Here is a 17,122-nt window from a genome sequence, read left to right on the forward strand (position 1 = left end):
GCACGCACCGGGCGGGGCAGTACGGGATCGTCGAGGACGGTGCTCGTGTTACTCACGCTGCTGGCTTTGGTCGGCGGGGTAGTTCTGCTCGCTGTGGCGGCAGACCACTTTGTGCTGGGGGCTGCCAGGTTGGCGCTGATCCGCCGGGTGCCGCCTCTGACGGTGGGCGTTGTCATCATCGGCTTCGGAACAAGCCTGCCCGAGATGCTGGTTTCGGTGATCGCCGCTTCGAACGATCAGGTCGAGGTCGCGGTCGGCAACATCGCCGGCTCCAGCATCGCCAACCTTTCGTTGTTACTGGGCGTCGGCGGATGCATCGTGCCACTGGCGGTGACCTCTGCGACGGTCAGGCGCGAGGCGCCGCTGGCCTTGCTGGCCGCGGTGGCCTTCGCCGTGGCAGTTCAGGGCGACGGCATCGCCGTCTGGCAGGGCATCGTGTTGCTGGCGGCAATGGTCGCGACCCTGGTGGTGGTGTTTCGGTCGTCGAAACCAGACCCGCTGGGGCCCGAGGTCGTCGAGCTGGCCGACGTGCAACACTCGTTCGGGTTCGAGGTCGCCCGGACCCTTGCCGGGCTGACCGGCACCGTCGCCGGCGCCCAGCTGTTGTTGTGGGGGGCCGTCGACATCGCCGAACGCGCCGGGCTGTCGGAGGGATTCGTCGGCGCCACCCTGGTGGCTGTGGGCACCTCGTTGCCCGAACTGGTGACCGTGGTGCAGTCGGCGCGTCGCCGCGAGACCGACCTGATCGTGGGCAATCTGCTGGGTTCGAACATCTTCAACTGCCTGGCCGTCGGCGGGGCGGTGGGGTTGACAGGGGGTCGTGGGCTCGACTCGGTCGCGCTCGCCGTGGTGGCGCCGGTATCGGCGGTGGGCGTGTCGGCCCTGGCGTGGTTGGCCATGCGCACCCGCGGCGGTGTCGGGAGGCTCGAGGGGTTGGGCCTGGTGGTGCTGTACGCGGCGATAGTGCCGCTGCTCGCCTGAAGCCGAACGCGATTGTTGGCCTAGGGTCTCGCGCCATGAGCGCGCTCGAAGGTATCCGGGTGCTCGATCTCGGACAGCTGGTGCAGGGGCCACAGGCCGCCCAGATGCTGGCCGACCTCGGGGCCGATGTCATCAAGATCGAACTGCCAGGCGTCGGCGATTTGTCGCGCTATCTCCCGTCGGCGCCGGGGGATCGTCGTTCTGGGTTCTTCCACGGATGCAACCGCGGCAAGCGCAGCGTGGCGGTCGACCTGCGCACCGACGGCGGAAGGCAGGTGTTCTGGCGGTTGCTCGAAAGCGCAGACGTGGTCATAGCCAACTTCAAGGCCGGCACCCTCGAAGAGTGGGGGTTGAGCTATGACGAGGCGGCCAAGCGCAACCCCCGAATCGTCTATGGCCTGGGCAGCCTCTTTGGGCCGAAGGGTCCTGCGGCGACGAGGGAGGGGGCAGACCTCGCCGCCCAGGCGGCAGGTGGGCTCATCAGCACCACCAACACCGAGGGTGTCGAGCCCACACCGGTTGGGGCCACCGTCGCCGACCACATGGCGAGCCAGAACCTGGTTGCCGGAGTGTTGGCGGCGCTTGTGGCCAGAGAGCGCACCGGCGTGGGTCAAAGGGTCGACGTGTCGCTGCTGGGCGGACAGATCTGGGCCCAGGCCTCGGAATACTCGGCCTATTTCATCTCGGGGCGGGTGCCATCGAGGGCCGACGGTGGTCACCCGTTCGTGCGCAGCGGCTATGGCATCTTCCCCACCGCAGACGGCCACATCGCGATGGTGGGCATCCCGGCCAAACGCCGCGCCGAGTTCTTCGCCCTGGTCGGCATGCCAGAACTGGCCGACGACGAACGCTTCCTGGCGCCACAGATGACCGACGAAGTGCACCTGGCCTTGCGCCAGTCGTTGGCCAAGGTGCTGGTTAGGCGGACAACAGCCCAGTGGTGCGAGCTGTTCGAGGCCGGCAACTGGCGATTTGCTCCGGTCAACGACTACCAGGCCGCTGCGGCCGATCCGCACCTTGTCGAGAACGGCTATGTGTTCGAGACCGACCACCCCGATTGGGGGCGCATCCGCACGGTCGGGTCGCCCATAGCCATGTCGGCCACTCCGCCGGTGCCGGGCGCGGTGTCGCCCGAGCTCGGCGCTCACACCGACGAGGTGTTGATCGCAGCCGGTCTAAGCGCGCAAGACATCGCCGCGTTGCGCGAGTCTGGCGCCATAGGCTGAACCCCGATGTCGACAGTACAATCGGTCGAGCGCGCCTTTGCCGTGCTCCAGAGCTTGGCCAGTGGGCCGGCGGGCGTCTCCGAGGTCGCCGAGCGCTGCGGGCTGCCCAAGAGCACCGTGGCCCGCCTGCTGTCGACCCTGGTCGAGGTGGGCGCGGTCGAACAAAGTGACGCCCTGGGTGTCTACGGCCTTGGCTCGGTGCTCATCGACCTGGCTTCGGCTGCCAGCCCTGGCAACAGCCTCATCTCCATCACACATCCGCATCTCGTCGACCTGGTGGCCCAGACCGGCGAAGCCGCAGGGCTTTCGATGCTCGACGGGTTCGAGGTCTACTACTACGACCAGGTCGACGGCGATCACGAGGTGCAGGTCCGCGACTGGACCGGCGAGAGCGTCGATGCCCACGTGGTGTCGTCTGGCGTCGTGTTGCTGGCCTTCGCAGACCCAGACGTGCGAGATGAGTTCCTCGGCCAGGAACTGGCCAGGTGGACCGAAAAGACGATGACCGACCCGGTTCAGCTGGCCGCGCGGTTCGACGATGTTCGTGCCACGGGCTACGCCTGGACCCGCGAGGAGATGTCGGAAGGCCTCAACTCGGTGGCTGCCCCCATCTTCAACCCGGCGGGGCGGGCCGTGGCCGCCATCCACGTGCATGGTCCCTCATACCGCTTCCCACCCGAGGGCACCGACGACTCGATTGCCGCCGAGGTCGTGGCGGCTGCGCAACGGATATCAGCGCGCCTAGCTGGGGTGACATAGGGCTCGCCTTCGGTTACGATTCCGCTATACGGAATCGTTCCGCATCGTGGACTCAGCCTTTGCGATGCTGTCCGCCAAGGGGATTGGGGGCCGCGATGAGCGACCACGAAGACGTCGACATCGACCTCGCCGGCTTGTCCGACGACGATCTGGCATCACAGATGCACGACGATCTGTACGACGGGCTCGGCGACGAGATCGTCGAGGGCACCAACATCTTGCTCGAGCGGGGCTGGAGCGCCGACCGTGTGCTGCAGGAGGCACTGGTCGAGGGGATGCGCATCGTCGGCATCGATTTTCGAGACGGCATCTTGTTCGTGCCCGAGGTGCTGCTGGCCGCCAACGCCATGAAGGCAGGCATGGCCATCCTGCGACCCCTGCTGGCCGAGACCGGCGCCGAGCCCATAGGCAAGGCTGTCATCGGAACCGTCAAGGGCGACATCCACGACATCGGCAAGAACCTGGTGGCGATGATGCTGGAAGGTGCCGGGTTCGAGGTCGTCGATCTGGGAATCAACTGTGATGTCGACACCTATCTGGCCGCACTCGACGAGCATCGCCCCGACATCTTGGGCATGTCGGCGCTGCTGACCACGACCATGCCCTACATGAAGGTCGTCATCGACACCCTGATCGAAGCCGGGCGGCGCAACGACCAGATAGTGATGGTGGGCGGTGCGCCGCTGAACGAAGAGTTCGGCGCCGCCGTCGGTGCCGACGCCTACTGCCGCGACGCAGCCGTTGCCGCAGAGAAGGCCAAGGAGTTGATAGCCGCGCGACGAGCCAACGTGGTCGCGCTCGACACCGCAGGTTCACGCCCATGACCGACATTCACGACCCTGGCGCCCCGGAACGGCGGTCTCGTCGGGCCGGTGGCCGCGACGCGAGGCGCGCCCTCAGGTCGACGGCCACCAAGGCGTCGGCCGCCTTCCTGACCCGCAAGATAAAGCCCTACGAACTGGTCAGCGACGAGGGCCTCGAGCTGCTCGAATACAACGCCGACACCCTGCTCGAGCAGGTGGGGGTCGAGATCCGCGACTATCCGGCGGCGCTGGCCTATTTCGGCAACGCGGGGGCCGATGTCGACGGAACCCGCGTCAGGTTCCCCCGCGGACTGTGTCGCCAGTTGGTGCAGGGCAACGCCCCCTCCGTTTACACCCAGCATGCACGCAACCCGCTGCGCGACGTTCAAATCGGTGGCGATGCCATGGTGTTTGCCCCCAACTACGGGTCGCCGTTCGTACACGATCTCGACCGCGGTCGCCGCTATGCCACCATCACCGACTTCGAGAACTTCGTGAAGCTGGCGTATCTGTCGCCGTTCATGCATCACAGCGGTGGAACGGTGTGTGAACCGGTCGACATCTCGGTCGAGACCCGCCACCTCGACATGGTGTTCGCTCACCTGAGATGGAGCGACAAGCCGTTCATGGGCTCGGTGACCGCCCCCGAGCGGGCTGCCGACTCGGTCGAGATGGCCCGCATAGCGTTCGGCGGCGACCTGGCCGACCGCACGGTCATGACCAGCCTCATCAACGCCTCGTCGCCCATGGTCTGGGACGCCACCATGCTCGGCGCAGCCGAGGTCTATGCGGCCAACAACCAGGCGTGCGTGATCTCGCCGTTCATCCTGGCCGGCGCCATGGCGCCGGCGACCTCGGCCGGGGTAGCGGCCCAGACACTGGCCGAGGCCCTGGTGGGCATGGCGTTCACGCAGCTTGTCAGACCCGGTGCCCCGGTGGTGTTCGGCTCGTTTGCCAGCTCGATGTCGATGCAGACCGGAGCGCCCACCTTCGGCACGCCAGAACCCGCCATAGTTCTGTACACCATGGCCGCCCTCGCTCGCCGGTTGGGTGTTCCGTTCCGCTCGGGCGGCTCGTTGACGGCGTCGAAGGTGCCAGATGCCCAGGCTGCTTACGAGTCGCTCGCCACGCTCGAGCCGACGGTTCTGGCCGGGGTCAACTTCGTTCTTCACGCCGCGGGCTGGCTGGAGGGCGGCCTGACCATCGGCTACGAGAAGTTCGTGCTCGACTGCGACCAGTTGGGTGCCATGCACACCTTCGCCCAAGGCCTCGATCTAAGCGACGCGGGCCAAGCCCTGGACGCCTTGCTGGCCCACACCCCGGGCGAGCACCACTTGGGCACCCAGCACACCCTGGCCAACTTCGAGACCGCGTTCTACAGGGCGCTCACCGCAGACAACGCCAGCTACGAGCAATGGTCGGAAGAGGGCAGCAGAGACGCCGCCCAGCGTGCCAACGAGATGTGGCAACGCGAGCTGGCTGCCTATGAAGCGCCGCCCATAGACGACGCCATCGCCGACGAGCTGACAGAGTTCGTCGTGCGTCGACGCACAGAGCTGGCAGAAGCCCGGTGAGGCTCGCCGTGCGGGCACGAGCCCGGTCTTCGGCGCCCGATCGACACCACCAGGCCGTGGCCGACCTGGTGGCCCGACTGCACTATGAGCTGGTGCCGATGCGATCGATAGAGGCGGCCATCGCAGAGCTGCCTGCGGGCGCGCCGGTGTCGGTCACCTGCTCACCTGCGGCCGGAATACCAGCGACGCTCGACTATTGCAGCCGCCTGATCGACCTGGGTCACCAGCCCATCCCTCATCTGGCGGCCCGCACGGTCGCCGACGCCGACGCAGTAGAGCAGACAGCATCGTGGCTGCGTCAACACCAGATTCGAGAGGTGTTCGTCATTGCCGGCGACGCCCCAGAACCGGCGGGGCCATACGAGGGCGCGGCCCAGTTCATGGCCGACCTGATCGCTGCCGAACCCGGTGTCGAGCGCATCGGTATCGCCGGCTATCCCGACGGGCATCCGGCCATCGACGACCAAGCGCTCGAACAGCAGCTCTTCGCCAAACAGGCGCTGTTGCGCTCGGCTGGGCTCGACGGCTGGATCTCGACCCAGATGTGTTTCGACGCCACCCGCGTACGCGCCTGGCTGCAGGGCATTCGGGCCGCGGGCATGACCCTGCCCGTGAGGTTGGGTGTGCCCGGTGTGGTCGACAGGGCGCGCCTGTTGAAGGTGGGCACCCGCATCGGCATTGGGGCGTCTTTGCGTTATGTCAGCAAGAACCGCTCGACGGTGATGCGCCTGATGTCGCCCGGCGGTTATGACCCAACCGACCTGGTGGCCGAGTTCGCCGACGACGCCCAGCGCCTGGGTATAGAGGCGCTGCACTCGTTCACGTTCAACTCTGTGGCCGACACCGCACGGTGGCAGGCGGCCATTGCCGTGGCGGCCTGATCGCTCGCGTCGCGGGGCCGATCAGCCCCGGCGACGCCGGATCTCGGCCGTGATGGCAGGCACAACGTCGTGCAGGTCGCCGATCACCGCGTAGCCGGCCCTGGTGACCATGTTGGCCTGCGGGTCGGTGTTGACGGCGATGATGTTCTTGCTGGCAGCTGCACCAACCCAGTGCTGGATGGCGCCAGAGATGCCGCAGGCCAGATAGACGTCGGGCGCGATGCGGGTGCCGGTCTGGCCGACCTGATCGGTGTGGTTGCGCCAGCCGTTGTTGGTGACCGCCCTAGAGCAGCCCACAACACCTCCGAGCTCGGCTGCCAGTTCCTCGAGCGGCGCAAACGCCTCTTCGCTGCCCACACCGCGGCCGCCACCTACGACGACGGGGGCTGTCGCCAGGGTTACGCCCGCGGCCCGTTCGACTCGGCCGCTGACCATGGAACGGCCCAGGTGCGGGTCGAGGTCGACGGCAAGCTCGACCGGTTCGGCCGCACCGGGCTCGTCTGCGGGTGCCGCGTCGACGCTGTGGTGGGCCACCGTCAACAGCCCGACCTGGGCGTCGAGCCTTGCGTTCTCCAGCAACGAACCGCCCCAACGCACCCTGGTGATTTCGGCGCCATCGACGGAAGTGACGTTGGCGGCAAAGGGAAGGTCGAGCCGGGCCGCCGCATGGGCCAACACCTCGTTGCCGCGATCGGTGCCGGTGGCGACCACCACAGCAGGTGATGTGTGGGCTACGGCATGAGCGACCACTGCGCCCCACGCCTCTGGTCCATAGTCGGTGAGCATGTCGTGGTGGGCCTGCAGCACCCTGGTGACGCCGAAGGCTGCCAGGTGGGTTGCCAACCCGTCGGCGTTGGCGCCGATGGTGAGGGCCTCGACCGGTTGGCCGAGCGTGCGGGCGAACGTTAGGGCCTCCAGCGCAGCAGGCGACAGTGTGCCGCGGTCGTGTTCGATCAATACGAGGGTGTGGCTCACGACATGACCCCGATCTCTTCGAGCAGGTCGACCACGGCTGCTGCGGCCTCGGGCCCGTGACCGAGGACGACGGTTTGCGAGGCGCGCTCGGGTGGCCGCACCAGGGTCACCAGCGACAGGCCGCCCGGTTGGGCGCTGGGCTGCATGACCTTGACCTCGGCCTTCTTCGATGCGAGTCGGCCGCGCATGGTGGGGTAGCGGGGCAGGTTGATGCCCTCCTTGATGCCCACCACTGCGGGCAGCGGCAGGCTGTAGGTCTCGCGACCTGCATCGGCCTCGCGTTCGACGTGGACGCTGCCGTCGTCGACCGCCAGACCCTTGGCGCCGTTGACCATCGGGCGACCCAGCGCGTGCGCCACCCTGATGCCGACCTGGAAGCCGCCGCTGTCGGCCGACTCGTTGCCGAACAACACCAGATCGAAGGCGCCGCCTTCGGATTCGAGCTGTTCAATCGCCGCCGCAATGGCGGCTGCCGTGCGCTGAGGGTCCCATTCGGTGCCGTCGGTGACCAACAGCACGCCGCTGTGCATGCCCACGCTGGCGGCGTAGCGAAGCTGCTCTTCGGCCTCGGCGGGGCCCAAGGTCAGCACCATCGCCTCGCCACCGTGCTGGTCGATCAGCTGGGCCGCCGCCTCCACCGCACACTCTTCGTGTGGGCTGGTGGTGAAGCCGAGGTTGGTGGCGTCGACGGCCTGGCCGTCGGCGGTGATGTTGATCTTGGCGCCCGGCGCGGGCACCCGCTTGACGCAGACCAGAACCCTCACGACTTGAGCCGCGAATCGTCGGGGTCGAATGGGCCGTCCTGGCCCACGACCTTCACGGGGAACAGCTCGTTCATGTACATGACCTGCAGGTCGGTGCCTGGCACGGCCAGCTCGCGGGGCAGATACGCCATGACGATCTGCTTGCCAACCGACGGGCCATAGGTGGCCGAGGTGACGCGCGAGACCCTGCCGTGCGAATCGCGGATTGGCTGTCCGTCGAGGGTGAGGATCGGTTCGTTGCCGCCCTGAAGCCAGCGGGTGCGGCCCGAAGAGTCGGTTGCGTCCTCGACCGTCAGGCAGCTCATGAGCACCTCGGGCTCGCCGGCGGCGCGGGCGGCAAGATAGGCCTCCTTGCCGATGAAGTCCGCCGACTTGACCTTGGGCCGGGCCAGACCGGCCTCGAGCGGGTTGTACTCGCTCTCCAGTTCGGCACCCTGGAGGCGGTAGCCCTTCTCGATGCGGCCCGAGCTGCCATAGACACCGCCGCCGGTGGGGCGCAGGCCGTATTGGTCGCGGCCGTTGGCCATCAGCGCATCCCAGACCAGGGGGGCCTGATCCCAGGGCAGATAGATCTCCCAGCCGGTGTCGCCCACGTACGAGATACGGAAGAGATAACCGTCGACGTCGACATCGCCGCAGCGCAGCGTGCAGTCGACCATGGCTCCGTAGGGCGAGCCGGCGTGGCTGAGGTCTTGGTCGGTCAGGGTGGCCAGCACCGCCGGTGCGTTGGGCCCCCACAGGCCGATGGTCGACACCTGGTGGGTGCGGTCGGTGACCGTCACCGAGCCGTCGCGGGGCATGTACGTGCGAATCCAGTGCATGTCGCGCCCGCCGTCGAACACACCCGTGACGACCCGCACGGTGTCTTCGGCGATGCGCTGCATGGTGAGGTCGGAGTGGAAGCCGCCGTCTGGTGTCAGCCATGGGGTATAGGTGGCCCGCCCGACCGGGCCGATCTTGTTGACCGCCAGGCGGTCGGCGAACTCGACCGCGCCGGGCCCAGACAGGTCGATGATCTGGAACGCCGACAGATCGACCATGCCGCAGTTCTCGCGCATGTTCAGGTGTTCGCCCGCTGTGATGGGGCTCCACCAGCGGTTGTCCCACTCGACCTCGCGTTCGGTGATGCCGTAGCGCTCGGCCAGGTCGGCGTTGGACCCGTACCACTGGGGGCGCTCCCAGGTGCGGGCCTGGAAGAAGAACGCGTCCAACTCCTGCTGGCGGCTGTAGAAGGGCGATACCTCGAGGTTGCGCCTGCTGGCCCACTGCTCGGCCGGGTGGACGATGCCGTAGGTCTTGTTGAAGTGTTCCTCTGCTCGCGCCCAGATGTGATCGTCGCCGCGCTCTTGTGGGTAGAAGCGTGCGATGTCGGCGCCGTGGGCGTCGATGACGCGGGGATAGCCGTAGGTCATCCACTCGGCCACCACCTGGGCCATGCCCGGCCCTTCCTTCACCCACACCGCGGCCGCCGACCACAGGTTGGCGACCTCGACGGTTTCGCCCAGGCAGGGCATGGCGTCTGGGGTCAGCGACAGCAACCCGTTGATGGCGTACTTGATCTCGGCGTCGCCCAGCATGTCCATCAGCTCGATGGCCTGTTCCATCTGGGGGTCGAAGTCGTCCTGGGTGAACGGCATCTCGGTGGGCGACAGTGCGGCCTCATCGTTGGAGGGGATGGTGTCGGGGTGGTGCAGGATCGGCCGGTGGGCGTACGACCCGACCTCCATCGACCCCGCCGACTGGCGCTCGTAGCAGAACGTGTCCATGTCGCGGATGATCGGGTAGCCGATCTCGGAGTTGGTCTCGACCAGCACATCGATGGGGCCCACGTCGGCCATCTGGTGAACTGCGGGCACCAGTGGGATGGTGGCGCCTGCCATGTTGGCGACCCGGTTAGACCACACACCAGAGGCGATCACCACGTATTCGGCCTCGATGCGGCCCTTGTCGGTGACCACGGCCGACACCTTCTTGCGGCCGGTCGCGGGCTCGTCGACGGTTTCGATGTCGAGAACCTCGGTGTTGGCGAACACCTGCAAGCCGGCCTTCTCGATGGCCTCGTTGCGGAACAGGGTGCCGGTGTCGAGCGAGTCGACCACGGAAACCGAGGGGCAGTAGAACCCGCCCAAGATGACTTCCTCGTCGATGAACGGCACCAGCTCCTTGACCTCGGTGGGGGTCAGGAGCTTGGCCTCGACACCCCAGGCGGTGGCGCTGGTCATGCGGCGCCGAAGCTCGTTCATGCGCTCCTGGGTGCGGGCGACCTCGATGCCGCCGCAGTCGACCGAGCGATCGGCGTCGCGGTACTGGTTGGCCGACTGCACGCCCAGCAGCGCCATCTCCTTGTTGTGATCGACAGGGAAGATGAAGTTGGATGCGTGGCCGGTGGACCCGCCCGGGTTGGGCAGGGGACCCTTGTCGAGCAAGACCATGTCGGTCCAGCCCAGGCGGGCCAGGTGACCGGCCAGGCAGTTGCCGACGATGCCGGCGCCGATGATGACGCAGCGCGCCGAGGAAGGAACTTCGCTCATTGAGACCCCCGATTGGATGGGTGGTGGCTGATCCGTGATATATCATGAAGCTATCACATGACCTCCTTGAGCGAACAGGCCTACGACGGAATCCGCCGGATGATCGTCCGCCTCGAGTACGCGCCGGGCGACGTGCTCCGAGACGACACGCTCCAGCAGCAGTTGGGCATCGGCCGCACCCCTGTGCGCGAAGCCTTGCAGAGGCTGGCCCGCGACCAGTTCGTCACGGTCATTCCACGCCGTGGAATGCTGGTCAGCCGCGTCGACGTCGAAGACCTGTCCCTGTTGTACGAGACCCGAGCGGTCATGGAGCCCTACGCGGCGAGGCTGGCAGCTCTACGGGGTAAGCCCGAGCACTGGGAAGCCATGCAAGAGCTGATCACCTCGTCGGCGACGTCGGACGACGACGAGGAACTGCTTGCGGTCGACCGTCGCTGTCACGAGATCACGTGGGCTGCAGCAGGCAATCGGTTCCTCACCGACAGTCTCGACACTCTCTACGCCCACAGCGACCGCGTCTGGCACCTGTACCTGTCCGACGTCGCCGACACCCGCGAGGCGGTGGAAGAGCACGCCCAGATCCTCGACGCATTGCGGCGCGGCGACGGCGACGCAGCGGCCGACTTGATCGAGCGCCATGTTCGCAGTTTCGACGATCAGGTGCGTGCTGCTGTGTCGCGCCGCCTCGACTCGCCGCTGGTCACTCGATAATCGGGTTGGCGAGGTGCCAGGCGATAGTCGAGCGCAACCCATCGGCGATCGACGTCACCGGGCACCATTGCAGCTTCGACATGGCCCTGTCGGTGCGCGGGACGCGCCGGTGTGGCTCGACGAAGCGCCACCCGTGTATCTGCTGTGGGTCGGTTGCAACGACATCGACCGCTGGCGTACTGGTCAGATCGGCGACCAGCTCTGCGGTCAGAGTGGCCAGATCGGCGATGGTCGTCGGTTCGCGGTTGCCGGCGTTGAACACCTCGCCGACCGCGGCCGGTTGTGACCCTGCAAGGGCGGTGAGGCGGGCCAGATCGCCAACATGGGTGAACGACCGGACCTGCGAACCATCGCCATAGATGGTCACCGGACCTCCCGCCAGCGCCTGGTCGACGAAGCGGGCGACCACAGAAGCGCCAGGTCCCCGGTGGGCTCTGGGGCCGTAGCTGTTGAAATAGCGCAAGATCGTGGCAGGCATCCCTCGGGTGGCCGCGTCGAGAACGAACTGTTCGCCCAGAGCTTTGGCCAGGGCATAGCTCCATCGGGGCGAGGTGGGTGGACCTATGGCCAGGTCGTCTTCCTCGTCCATCGGTTTGCCGCGCGAGTTGCCGTAGACCTCGCTGCTCGAGGCAAACACGAGGCGAGTCTCGTTGCGGACGCAGGCGTCGACCACGGCACGTGTGCCGTCGAGAATGATTGCTGCCGCGCCGGTGGGGTCGTTCAGGACGCGCTGCACACCCACCGCAGACGCCAGGTGGAACACGACGTCGGCCCCTGCGGTGACGTGTGCCACCAGGTCGGCGTCGGCGACCGTACCCTTCGTGAACGTGACGTTGTCGCCATGGTGGGCGAGGTTGTCGAGCGACCCGTTCGACAGGTCGTCGACAACGGTCACCGAGTAGCCGGCGGCAACCAGCTCATCGACCACGTGCGAACCGATGTGGCCCGCGCCTCCCGTCACGACGGCCCGCATCATGGCGACGACTCCGAAGTGACGCGTCGATAGTCCTGGAGCCGAAACCCGAACACCCCACCGACCCATCCGATGGGTGCAACAGCGGTGGCAATGGCCTCGGCCTGTCGCTCGGCGCGCTGTTGCGGCGACTGCTTGGGGAGCAGTGAGGCGAAGGCGACAGCCACCCCACGAACGAAGCTTCGAGCCTGGCTCGGAAGCTGAGCCGCGAGGGCTCGGCGGCCCCGGTGGCGACGGGTCCACATCGCCTCGAATCCACCGAACGAGAGGTAGCGCTCGATGAACCACCTGAGCCTCAGCCTGGCCTGCGGCACCACCTCCCAGGCGATGGCGCGGTCGTTCCACTCGATGTCGTAGCCGGCCATGCGCAGGCGGCGTCCGAGGTCGGCATCGTCGGCGGTAGCCGTTGCCTGCGACTCGTCGTAGCGCTCGGAGCACTCGTCGAAGATGCTCGAGCGAAAGCAGACGTTGCCTCCGAGGAACGAAGGCATGTCTGTGCCGGTCGGGTGCCGAGGGATCTGCTGCCAGATGACCCGAGCCCATGCCGGCGCTGTGTCGGGGATCCGCACCAGCACGGGCCCGGTGAGGATCGGAGCCCTCGACTCTGCGGCGAGCTTCAGATGAGACTCGAGCCATGACGGCGTGACCACTTGGTCGTCATCGACGCACAGCAGATATTTGGCACACGGGTCGCGTTCGGCGATGACGGTGTTTCGCGCGAAAGCGACACCGGTGCGACCCTCCTCGACGACTCTGACCGGCCAGCCGCAGCGTCGGCTCAGTTCGGCCGCGTCGAGAGAGCTGCCGCCCGGCGTGTTGTCGACCACCAACACGTCGACGCTCGGCCGCTCGATCGACCGGAACTTGGAACGACCCACCGAGTCGAGCAGACGCGCCAACTCGGCTGGGCGCTCGCGTGTGCAAACAGCGAGCGTCAGGTCATTGTGAGGCATCCGGTCCAACCACGCCGAGGCATCCCAAGGCGGCCGGGTGTGAGCAAACCGCCGCTCAGGTCGAGAGGGTTGCCAAAGCTGCCTACCTTGCCGAACGAGAAGCCCGACACCTCGCCCTCCAGAGAGTGGGCATCGCCCACGAGCGCCTCCATGTCGTCGGCGTCGAGGCCATATTCGGTGGCCACGGCGTCGGGCGATTCGATCACCTTCGAGGCGAACTCTTCGTCTTCGAGCAGACGCTTGAACGCTCGACCCAGTGGTGTGGCGAGGGCCTTTTCCATGTCTTCGTCTTTGGCTGACATCGTGGCTCCTGGTTGTGGTGCGCTGTCATGATCCTGACGGCATCGAGGAGGCCAAGTTACATTCCGGAGTTGTCAGAGGTCACCTTGCGGTACACCTTCGGGCGGGGCAGGCCGACGGCACATGCCAGCCACCCCGAGATCCACGGCACTCTGTGCTCTGCGGCATACCTGAGTTCGCTATCGCGTCCCAGCACCGCCCGAATCCACACCAGCACGACGCGTCCGAGTTCCTTGAACGTGCTGCGCACGAGGTGGCTGCGTTTCGTACCTGCGTCGCGCGCTCGCTCGGCCTGACCGAAACCAACGCGGTAGCCGCGCTGCACCAGCCATCGAAGCGATGCTCGTTCCTCGCTCAGCCAGTGCCACGTGACGGCACGATCGGCGTGGATCAATCTGGCACCCTGCTCGACCGAGCGTGCCGTCCATTCGATGTCGGAGCCACCGGCGGTTCCGAACGACTCGTCCAACCAAGTCTCTTGTCGGTCGAGCCAGCTCGTGTTGATCAACAGGTTGCCGGTTGCCGCATGTTCGAGAACGGTGCCGTCGGCAGGTCGGGCACTGCGAAGTGTGCTCAGGATCGCCCTCGCTCTCGGCGAAGCCCCCGGCGGGATTCGCGGAAGCGATGGGCCAGAGACGAAGTCCGCGTCGTGCTGTTCCGCCGCGATGATGAGCTGCTCGAGCCACGAAGGCGTGGCGGTCACGTCATCGTCGATGAACACCACCGCGTCGGCCTCGCGGTTTCGGTTCCGAATGGCGGTATTTCGGGCGAAGGGAATGCCGGTGCGCGACTCGTGCACCACCCTCACGTCGAGCCCGCATAGCGACGACAACTCGTCGGAGTCGTAACCCTCGGGCGGGCTTGCGTTGTCGACGATGACCACAGCGGCGATGGCCCGGTCTTCGTCGAGCTGCCTGAACTTGAGCCTGGCGAGCGACTCCAACAGGCGTCTCAGCTCGGATGGCCGGCTTCTCGTGGCCACAAGGATCGACACCCGCACAGGCGCCGAGTATCGCGCACTCACTATCTTTGGTCACCGTGCGAGTCGTAGACCACATGTCCGCTGCCCTCGGAGTAGTGGCTGAGGGCGCCGACCTGCGTAGTCCTACCCCCGAGATGATCGATCAGTTGAGCGAACTGTTGGATCGCCACCTCGTCGTCGCAATACGCGGTCAGCGCCTGACCGAGTCCGAACACATGGCGGTCACCTCGGCGCTGGGTACGCCCTGGATACACCCGATCGACCGATTGCGAGGCAAGGCCAGTGCCGAACCAGTAACCGTGGAGGCGACCAGCGACGAGCCTCTCGGTACCGACAGTTGGCATGTCGACTTCCCGTACCTTCCTTCTCCGCCCTCGATCGGCATCCTGAACGCGATCGAGGTGCCCTCCTACGGCGGCGACACCATGTGGCTGAACCTCCAGCTCGCCTACGAAAGGCTTCCGGACCGGATTCGCGCAGATCTGGACGGAGTTGGGGTGAACCACTCGATCGGAGAGTTCTTCCTGGATCGCTATGCCGGCGGCGACCCGATGTTGAGGGCGCTCTGGAAACGAGTGTGTGTCGGAAACACCCACCCGGTCGTCAGAGCCCACCCCCGAACGGGCAAGCCCAGCGTGTACACGCTCGATGCCCAGGCCGAGTTGGTCGGCTTCGAGGGCTCTGACCCTGCCCGGCTGATGGCCGAGCTGGTCGAACGCTCGACCAGCCTGAATTTCACCTGCCGTTGGCGTTGGCACGAAGGCGACGTGGTGTTCTACGACCAGGCGGCGACATTCCACCGACTCATCATCGACCCTTGGCCGGGAGTGCGTCGGATGCGCAGGACACTGGTCGAGGGCCAACCACCGACCGCCTACGAACCAGCGATTGCGGTGTCGTCGGCCAAGGCCGAATAGTCGTCGATGCGCGCTCGCACGACGTCCAGCCCTGCCGACCAGAAGGCCTCGTCGCGCACGTCGATGCCGAACCGGGCGCCCAATTCGGCGGCGGGGGCCAACCCGGTAGACGACAACAGGTCGTCGTAGGCGCCGCGGAAGGCTTCGGGATCGTCCATGAAGCGGGCGTAAAGGCCCAGGCCGAACAGCAGGCCAAACGCGTAGGGCCAGTTGTAGAACACGCTGCCGTAGTAGTGCGGCTTGGCCGCCCACATCCATCGATGGCGCACGTCTTCGTGCAGGCCCTCGCCATAGGTCGCCTGCTGAGCGTCGGCCATCAGCTCGCACAGCTCGCCAACCGACAAGGTCGACTTGCGTCGCCGTTCGAACACCGACGACTCGAACAGGAACCGACTGTGAATGTCGACGATGACCTGGGTGGTGCCGGACAGATCGATGTCCAGCAGTGCCAGGCGCTGGGCGCCTTCGAGGGCTTCGAGGCCGTGGTGCACCATCAGGGTTTCGCAGAAGATCGACGCGGTCTCGGCCAGCGTCGACGGGGTGCCTCGCTGGATGGGTGTGCGTTCGCCCAACTGGACGTTGTGGTAGGCGTGGCCCAGCTCGTGTGCCAGGGTCATGACCCCGTCCGCGCTGCCGTCGAAGTTCAACAACACCCGGCTGTCGCCGTCGCCCATGGGCATGCAGAACGCCCCGCCCCGCTTGCCGGCGCGAGGTGCGACGTCGATCCACCGCTCGCCGACGGCACGCTCGGCCAAGCCCCGCAGCGAGGTCGAATACGAGCCGAAGGCGTCGTAGACCCGCTCGACGGCCTCTGACCAGTCCACCGCCGCGGCCTCACCCACGGGGGCGAACAGGTCGTACCACGGCAGGCCTCCATCGTGGCCGAGCAGCCCCGACTTGGTTCGCAGATATCGGCGGAAGTCGGGGAACGATGCGACCATGGCCGATTGCAGTGCCGCCAGCGTGTCCTGGTCGACGGCCTGCCCGAACACCTGGGCCGCCAGCACCGAGGGCCATCCCCTTCGCAGCGCCAGCTCCTGCTGTTCGCCCTTGATGGCGTTGAGCGCGGCCGCGATCGGAATCGAGTGTTGCTCCCAGGCTCCATGCTCGGCCACATAGGCGGCTTGGCGCACTGCGGTGTCGGGGTTGGTCGCCAGACCCCTGATGGCGAAGATGGGCAGCGACTGCGGCCCGTCGGGCAGGTCGACCACCGCGCGGATCGACGACGACACGTCGCCGTACAGCCGCGACCAGGCCGAAGATCCCGTGACCGACATCAGGGCGGCCAGTTCTTCTTCGGCCTCGCTCATCTGGTGTTCGGCGCGAACCAGACCCTTGCGCAAAGGCCACTCGTGGGCGGCCGCGGCGTCGCTGGCGGCGATCAGTTCGTCGACGTCTAGGCCCTCGGTCCATGCGTCGAAACGTGTGGTCAGGTTCGACAGGTCGACCATCACCCGTTCGAGGCGCGACATCGCCGCCTGGGCCACCGAGTCGGTGCTGTCGGTGCTGACGAATGCGTTCAGATAGGCGCGCATCTGTCCCAGCTGTCCGAGCACCTCGTTGGTGCCAGCCAGTACCTCGTCGATGGCGGTTGTCGGGTCGTCGGGCACCGATCCGCGCCTGACGTCGTGGCGGTCGTACAGCGCTGCCAGCCGACCCACCCGAGCCCCGATCTGCTCCTCGGCGTCGGTGTACTCGCGGCTGTCGACACCGGGGAAGTACTTGCTGACATCCCAGCGGGGCGCGTCGGGTGATGGTGCGTTCTCTGTGACCGTCATACGACCAGTGTCGC

16 protein-coding genes are annotated in these 17,122 nt (G+C 66.7%); 8 read left to right on the forward strand and 8 right to left on the reverse strand.

The window, feature by feature from the left end:
- Positions 1-39 precede the first annotated feature (39 nt).
- From R2770_19555 to R2770_19580, 6 genes are all read left to right on the forward strand, one after another.
- Entirely contained in the window at positions 40-981 is a 942-nt protein-coding gene (locus R2770_19555; GenBank protein MEZ5282660.1) for a sodium:calcium antiporter, read from the forward strand.
- Positions 982-1,016: 35 nt separating this feature from the next.
- A complete protein-coding gene (locus R2770_19560) occupies positions 1,017-2,207 on the forward strand; it encodes a CoA transferase (GenBank protein ID MEZ5282661.1) in 1,191 nt (396 codons plus the stop codon).
- Between the two features lie 6 nt (positions 2,208-2,213).
- Positions 2,214-2,966, forward strand: coding sequence for an IclR family transcriptional regulator (locus R2770_19565; GenBank protein MEZ5282662.1), 753 nt, complete (start codon positions 2,214-2,216; stop codon positions 2,964-2,966).
- Positions 2,967-3,061: 95 nt separating this feature from the next.
- The gene (locus tag R2770_19570; protein MEZ5282663.1) at positions 3,062-3,790 is read left to right on the forward strand and encodes a corrinoid protein; all 729 of its coding nucleotides are present in this window, start codon (positions 3,062-3,064) and stop codon (positions 3,788-3,790) included.
- The gene (locus R2770_19575; protein MEZ5282664.1) at positions 3,787-5,343 is read left to right on the forward strand and encodes a trimethylamine methyltransferase family protein; all 1,557 of its coding nucleotides are present in this window, start codon (positions 3,787-3,789) and stop codon (positions 5,341-5,343) included. Before R2770_19570 ends, R2770_19575 begins: the two co-directional genes overlap by 4 nt.
- An 8-nt stretch (positions 5,344-5,351) precedes the next feature.
- Positions 5,352-6,224 carry a methylenetetrahydrofolate reductase gene (locus R2770_19580; protein MEZ5282665.1) on the forward strand — a complete coding sequence of 291 codons (873 nt, stop codon included), beginning with the start codon at positions 5,352-5,354 and terminating at the stop codon, positions 6,222-6,224.
- A gap of 21 nt (positions 6,225-6,245) precedes the next feature.
- On the opposite strand, the gene R2770_19585 is transcribed toward R2770_19580, so the two are convergent.
- The 3 genes from R2770_19585 to R2770_19595 are packed head-to-tail and all read right to left on the reverse strand — an operon-like array spanning position 6,246 to position 10,494.
- Positions 6,246-7,199: an electron transfer flavoprotein subunit alpha/FixB family protein gene (locus R2770_19585; protein ID MEZ5282666.1), complete on the reverse strand. Its 954-nt coding sequence runs from the start codon at positions 7,197-7,199 to the stop codon at positions 6,246-6,248.
- Complete coding sequence (locus tag R2770_19590; GenBank protein MEZ5282667.1) at positions 7,196-7,963, reverse strand: electron transfer flavoprotein subunit beta/FixA family protein; 768 nt, start codon at positions 7,961-7,963, stop codon at positions 7,196-7,198. Before R2770_19590 ends, R2770_19585 begins: the two co-directional genes overlap by 4 nt.
- On the reverse strand, positions 7,960-10,494 hold the full coding sequence (locus tag R2770_19595) for an FAD-dependent oxidoreductase (GenBank protein ID MEZ5282668.1): 2,535 nt from the start codon (positions 10,492-10,494) through the stop codon (positions 7,960-7,962). Before R2770_19595 ends, R2770_19590 begins: the two co-directional genes overlap by 4 nt.
- 57 nt (positions 10,495-10,551) lie before the next feature.
- Here R2770_19595 and R2770_19600 point away from each other — a divergent pair, with 57 nt between their 5' ends.
- Positions 10,552-11,205 (forward strand): GntR family transcriptional regulator, encoded by a 654-nt coding sequence (locus R2770_19600; GenBank protein ID MEZ5282669.1) that lies wholly within the window; start codon positions 10,552-10,554, stop codon positions 11,203-11,205.
- Here the strand turns inward: R2770_19600 and R2770_19605 are convergent.
- The 4 genes from R2770_19605 to R2770_19620 are packed head-to-tail and all read right to left on the reverse strand — an operon-like array spanning position 11,195 to position 14,431.
- Positions 11,195-12,181, reverse strand: a complete 987-nt coding sequence (locus R2770_19605) for an NAD-dependent epimerase/dehydratase family protein (protein MEZ5282670.1) — start codon at positions 12,179-12,181, stop codon at positions 11,195-11,197. The two genes, R2770_19600 and R2770_19605, sit on opposite strands and share 11 nt — an antisense overlap.
- Positions 12,178-13,131, reverse strand: coding sequence for a glycosyltransferase (locus R2770_19610; GenBank protein ID MEZ5282671.1), 954 nt, complete (start codon positions 13,129-13,131; stop codon positions 12,178-12,180). The genes R2770_19605 and R2770_19610 overlap by 4 nt, the downstream gene beginning before the upstream one ends.
- On the reverse strand, positions 13,113-13,433 hold the full coding sequence (locus R2770_19615) for a hypothetical protein (protein MEZ5282672.1): 321 nt from the start codon (positions 13,431-13,433) through the stop codon (positions 13,113-13,115). The genes R2770_19610 and R2770_19615 overlap by 19 nt, the downstream gene beginning before the upstream one ends.
- A 56-nt stretch (positions 13,434-13,489) precedes the next feature.
- Entirely contained in the window at positions 13,490-14,431 is a 942-nt protein-coding gene (locus tag R2770_19620; protein ID MEZ5282673.1) for a glycosyltransferase, read from the reverse strand.
- 38 nt (positions 14,432-14,469) lie between these two features.
- On the opposite strand from R2770_19620, the gene R2770_19625 reads away from it, so the two are divergent.
- On the forward strand, positions 14,470-15,330 hold the full coding sequence (locus R2770_19625; GenBank protein ID MEZ5282674.1) for a TauD/TfdA family dioxygenase: 861 nt from the start codon (positions 14,470-14,472) through the stop codon (positions 15,328-15,330).
- On the opposite strand, the gene R2770_19630 is transcribed toward R2770_19625, so the two are convergent.
- Entirely contained in the window at positions 15,288-17,108 is a 1,821-nt protein-coding gene (locus tag R2770_19630; protein MEZ5282675.1) for a M3 family oligoendopeptidase, read from the reverse strand. The two genes, R2770_19625 and R2770_19630, sit on opposite strands and share 43 nt — an antisense overlap.
- Positions 17,109-17,122 lie beyond the last annotated feature (14 nt).

It is taken from the genome of Acidimicrobiales bacterium, from assembly GCA_041394185.1.
Taxonomy (GTDB): domain Bacteria; phylum Actinomycetota; class Acidimicrobiia; order Acidimicrobiales; family Poriferisodalaceae; genus JAAETH01.

What these genes read in the sequence shown, in the direction of transcription:
- R2770_19570 (MEZ5282663.1), top strand. Translation starts at nt 3,062, where the DNA reads ATGAGCGACCACGAAGACGTCGACATCGACCTCGCCGGCTTGTCCGAC.
- R2770_19560 (MEZ5282661.1), top strand. Translation starts at nt 1,017, where the DNA reads ATGAGCGCGCTCGAAGGTATCCGGGTGCTCGATCTCGGACAGCTGGTG.
- R2770_19575 (MEZ5282664.1), top strand. Translation starts at nt 3,787, where the DNA reads ATGACCGACATTCACGACCCTGGCGCCCCGGAACGGCGGTCTCGTCGG.
- R2770_19595 (MEZ5282668.1), bottom strand. Translation starts at nt 10,494, where the DNA reads ATGAGCGAAGTTCCTTCCTCGGCGCGCTGCGTCATCATCGGCGCCGGC.
- R2770_19565 (MEZ5282662.1), top strand. Translation starts at nt 2,214, where the DNA reads ATGTCGACAGTACAATCGGTCGAGCGCGCCTTTGCCGTGCTCCAGAGC.
- R2770_19605 (MEZ5282670.1), bottom strand. Translation starts at nt 12,181, where the DNA reads ATGATGCGGGCCGTCGTGACGGGAGGCGCGGGCCACATCGGTTCGCAC.
- R2770_19615 (MEZ5282672.1), bottom strand. Translation starts at nt 13,433, where the DNA reads ATGTCAGCCAAAGACGAAGACATGGAAAAGGCCCTCGCCACACCACTG.
- R2770_19610 (MEZ5282671.1), bottom strand. Translation starts at nt 13,131, where the DNA reads ATGCCTCACAATGACCTGACGCTCGCTGTTTGCACACGCGAGCGCCCA.
- R2770_19600 (MEZ5282669.1), top strand. Translation starts at nt 10,552, where the DNA reads ATGACCTCCTTGAGCGAACAGGCCTACGACGGAATCCGCCGGATGATC.
- R2770_19630 (MEZ5282675.1), bottom strand. Translation starts at nt 17,108, where the DNA reads ATGACGGTCACAGAGAACGCACCATCACCCGACGCGCCCCGCTGGGAT.